The sequence below is a fragment of the Draconibacterium sp. genome (genome assembly GCF_041583095.1).
Taxonomy (GTDB): Bacteria; Bacteroidota; Bacteroidia; order Bacteroidales; family Prolixibacteraceae; genus Draconibacterium.
This window is the reverse complement of the sequence record NZ_JBFHGM010000343.1, coordinates 1-4782: the sequence shown is the minus strand read 5'-3', so window position 1 is coordinate 4782 and position 4782 is coordinate 1. Positions and strand designations below refer to the sequence as shown.

Genomic DNA, 4782 nt, shown 5'->3' with positions numbered 1-4782 from the left:
TGATGATAAAACGGAATACCGCTATGCTGCACTATTTGGCCGTATTAACTACAAATACAAAGAACGATATATCCTGAACCTAACCGGTCGCCGGGATGGTTCCAGCCGTTTTGGCCCCAACCAGCGATTTGCCAGTTTTGGGGCTATCGGGGCTGCCTGGCTATTCTCCAAAGAATACTTCCTTGCCTCCAGCAGCTGGTTGAGTTTCGGGAAACTACGTGCCAGCTACGGAATTACCGGTAGTGACCTGATCGGAGACTACCAGTTTCTGGATACCTACACCGTTAGCAATACGCTTTATGGAGGCAATACCAGCCTCTACCCGTCCCGGCTCAATAATCCATACTTTAGCTGGGAAAAAACCACCAAGCTTGAAGCTGCCATCGAATTAGGATTTCTAAAAGATCGCATCCAATTCAGTGCTGCCTGGTACCGTAACCGCTCCGGCAATCAACTGGTTGGTATTCCTTTACCCGGCACCACAGGATTCAGCACTATACAAGCCAACCTGCCCGCCAAAGTAGAAAACAAAGGGCTCGAATTTGAATTAAACACTACGCCGATTCAGACCGAGGACTTTAACTGGAACAGTAGTTTTAATATCAGCTTCCCCGACAATAAGCTGATTTCGTTTCCCGGACTGGAAGGCTCAACATACGCCAACCAGTATGTAATTGGATACCCGACATCAATTATTAAAGTTTATAATTACGAAGGTATTGATCCTGAAACAGGGCTATACCAATTCACGGACTACAATGATGATGGGAACATCACTTCTCCCGATGACAACCAGGTTATTGAAGACATTGCAGTCAAGTACTTTGGTGGATGGTCAAACCAAATCTCATACCGGCAATGGGAGTTCTCCTTTTTGTTCCAGTTTGTAAATCAGCGGCAAAAAAACTACATCAGCATGATGCCACGACCGGGAAGTATGTACAACCAGCCGGTTGAAGTTCTGAATGTCTGGTCGGAAGAGAATCCAGACGGTAAGTATATGCCCTACTCCTCGGGAACCATCGCTCAAATCAACCGGCTCCATGGCTATTTAAGTAATAGTAATGCTGCTGTGAGTGATGCTTCATTTATCCGACTCAAAAACATTCAACTTGCCTACAAGCTGCAGCTTAATAAGTATCTGCAAAGTGCACGATTTTATGTACAGGGGCAAAATCTGTTAACCATCAGCGACTATTTTGGTCTGGATCCGGAATTCTCTCTGTCCGGCTATTTGCCTCCATTAAAAACATGGTCATTCGGAATTCAGCTTAACTTTTAAAAACGTATCAAATGAAAAAAATATCATTTCTATTTTGTCTGGGAGTATTACTCCTGATTTCCTGCGAAGGCTTGGTTGAAGTAGATAATCCTACCAATCAACTGGGAACTGAACAGGTATTTGAAACTATACAGACTGCAAATGCAGCAATGGCAGGTCTCTATGCCGATTTGCGCGATCGGTCACTAATTTCCGGGGCCGGATATTATTCGGTCAGCACACTTACTGCATCATACGCCGATGACCTGGATTGCTACAACAATGACCAGAACGGTAATATGGATATCTACCACAACCAACAACAGGTAAGCAACAGGATTATTGCAAGCCTGTGGAATACAACTTATACGCAGGTTTATTATACTAATTCCATCATTCACGGAGCTGAACTTTCCACATCCCTTTCCACAGAAGATAAAAATCAACTAAAAGGAGAAGCTTTACTGATACGCTCCCTGCTTTATTTTTACCTGCACAGGCTATTTGGAGCTATTCCATATACAAGCATTATTGATTATGAATATAACAGAAGTCTGACAAAAACTGAATCAGCCGTTCTGCTTGAACAATTGGAATCGGACCTGAACGAAGCCATTTCACTGTTGAATAACAATTACCGCAATACACAACGTATCTATCCCAATCGTAAAGTTGCGGAATTGGTATTGGCCAATGTATACCTAACGGAACAAAAGTATCAGCTGGCCGAGCAAATGGCCTCCGGAATATTGCAATCGTCCTTATACGCTTTCCAGCCGGACCTGAACGAAGTGTTTCATAACACAGGTAGCCATATTCTATGGCAACTCAGCCCGCAAAATAGTGGCGATGCCACAAAAGAAGCATCATTCTATTATTTCTCAGATGCAGCACCGCATGCTTATGCGTTATCCGATGACCTTGTCGGCAGTTTTGCAGAAAATGATTTGCGTAAACAGAGCTGGATGACACAGGTCAGTTTTAACGATGATTCCTGGTACAGACCTTACAAATACAAAAATTTATCCGGTACCAATAACAATGAATATTCCGTTGTTTTCCGGCTGGAAGAGGTTTATTTTATACTCGCAGAGGCACTGGCTAAACAAAACCGGCAGGATGAAGCCTTGCCCTACCTAAATGCCACGCGAGAACGAGCCGGACTGGACGCGCTTACCAATCTATCCACAGAAGAGTTTATAACAGAACTGCTGGCCGAAAAAAGACGAGAGTTCTTTACCGAATTCGGACACCGTTTCTTTGATCTGAAACGCCTGGAACGCCTGGATGAATTAAACAGTACAAAACCCAACTGGGAAGACTATAAAGCCCGGTGGCCTTTGCCCCAGAGTGAGTTATTACTCAACGCTAATTTATACCCACAAAATGAAGGTTATTAGTTATGAAGCGCCTATATCCTTTATTGTTACTATTCCTGTTCCTGCTGCCCGCGGCAGGGCAGGAATTAACAGCACAAGGTCATTCAGATCTAAAGAATGAACTTAGTAGCTATTTCCGATTGCTCTCCCTAAAAATGAGCGAAAATGGCAGATGGTTAACTGCGTGGAAAGCATACGACCAAAACAGAGATACGCTGCTAATATTTGACAGTACTGAGCCGGGAAAACCGGTGGAGCACCGGATAAAAGTTAAAAGTGCTGCCTTTGTGGGTACGAACCTTTTACTTACAACCAGGTTGGGCCAGGCAGAACTACTGGAGCTACCCGAATTTAAAAGCACCCACTATGCTGGCGTAAAGAATGCGGAAGTATTAGAAAACAAGAAACAGTTTTTGCTACACTATAATAAACAAGAACAGAACAAACTTGAACTGCGCCAAAGTGATGGCCACCTTTTGAATGTTGTTAACCGGGTGGTCCGGTTCTTTGTCACAAAAGAGAATCATATTTATGCCTTTGCTGAAAATCCGGATCAAGGTTATGATGTTTTTCGTATCATGGAAAATACCATCGAACAGGTATATCATACAAGTAATAAGATTTCATATCTGGATGTTGCCAAAGACGGACAGGAGCTAATAATTCATGAACAAAACCAGCAAGATTCTGTATCAAATCTGGTTTTTCTGGATATCCAGACTAAAAAAAGCTATCCTTTGAATGAAATTCTGCCAATAACTTTCCAACGGGCATTTACGGATCAAATCGGGAATGGTGTTCATTTTTTAAAACTGATAGTACCAAAAAAACAACAGCAGAATGAAATGGTAGACATCTGGCGGGGTAATGATAAAAGATTGGTAGAAAAGTTTTATCCTCCCATTACAGTCATGACTTACATTTGGAAATCCCGTGAACATTTTATCCGAAAAGCAGGGACAGATAAGCAGCCAAAAGCGCTTAATATAGGAAACAAAAGATACTTTTTAAGCATTGATCCATGGAAGCTACAGGATTACCTGTCGGATCAACCACCTATACAATTGTTTTTATATGATCTGGAAGATGACAATTATATAGTGTTGGACACCATTGCTCCTGAATATTATCTCTCCGGAAATGGGAATTATGCCCTTTCTCCTGTTGAAAATGGATGGAAGCTCTATCATCTTCCTTCGAAAGGCATAAAGTTTATTGAAGGAAAACATTTAAGCATGCCATGGTTTTCAACCGATTGCAAGTTCATTATTTTTCAAGGAGAAGGCGCAATATGGCAATGGGACATAAAAACAGAAACTCTTAGCTGTCTGGCAAAATTTGATGAATACATTACCAAAATTGTAAACTACAAGCGTGAGGACGTCTCTTCTACTTATGGTCAATTTTTCATACAACAGGTAAATCTGTCTAAACCCCTGTTAATTGAATTATACGATCCTGAAACAAACCAGACCGGTTACAGCCTTTGGAATAAAGGGAAAACAGAAATTATTATCCCTCCAACATCCCATTACATCAGTTCTCTGACTTACAATCAATCACTAAACTGCTTCTCCTGGTTGGAAGAAAATTATAATCAACCTTCTCGGCTGGTTTGTAAAAAAACTGATAAAAATCCGGTTACTGTTTTTCAAAGCAACCAAAAGAATAAAACCATTTTTTCTCTTAAACAAGAAATAATCAGCTATACTAACAGTCAAGAAACTCCGCTAAAAGGGATTTTGTACTATCCATTGAAATACAAGCCGTCTCAGAAATATCCAATGGTCGTACATATTTATGAAAAACAATACCGGCTTGCTAACCGATGTCCTTTCCCCTCTTTATACGAAGGTATAGGTTTTAATATCAGGTTACTTCTCGAACAGGGATATTTTGTGTACCTACCTGACATTGAAACCTCCGGTAAAAATGGGCCTGGTATAGATGCACTGAACTGTGTTAATCATGCACTCGATGCGTTGGCATATAATCCAACGATTAACAAGGAAAGAATAGGACTAATTGGGCACTCTTTTGGAGGATATGAAACCGATTATATTGCAACCCGATCAGATCGTTTTGCCACTTTTGTTTCCGGTTCCGGTCATAGTGATATTGTCTGGGATAGCCATTCTTTTA

General features: G+C 41.3%; 3 protein-coding genes. All 3 read left to right on the top strand.

From position 1 onward, the window contains the following. Nucleotides 1-1282: TonB-dependent receptor domain-containing protein (locus tag ABZB17_RS20625; protein WP_372653200.1), on the top strand; the 1282-nt coding region annotated here is incomplete at its 5' end. Between the two features lie 11 nt (nt 1283-1293). Then, nucleotides 1294-2661: a RagB/SusD family nutrient uptake outer membrane protein gene (locus ABZB17_RS20620; protein ID WP_372653198.1), complete on the top strand. Its 1368-nt coding sequence runs from the start codon at nt 1294-1296 to the stop codon at nt 2659-2661. A 134-nt stretch (nt 2662-2795) separates the two neighbouring features. Then, a partial coding sequence (locus tag ABZB17_RS20615; RefSeq protein WP_372653196.1) for an alpha/beta hydrolase family protein occupies nt 2796-4782 on the top strand: 1987 nt, incomplete at its 3' end.

Bases quoted from the DNA above. Each gene is read 5' to 3' on its own strand.
- ABZB17_RS20620 (WP_372653198.1), top strand. From the start codon at position 1,294: ATGAAAAAAATATCATTTCTATTTTGTCTGGGAGTATTACTCCTGATT.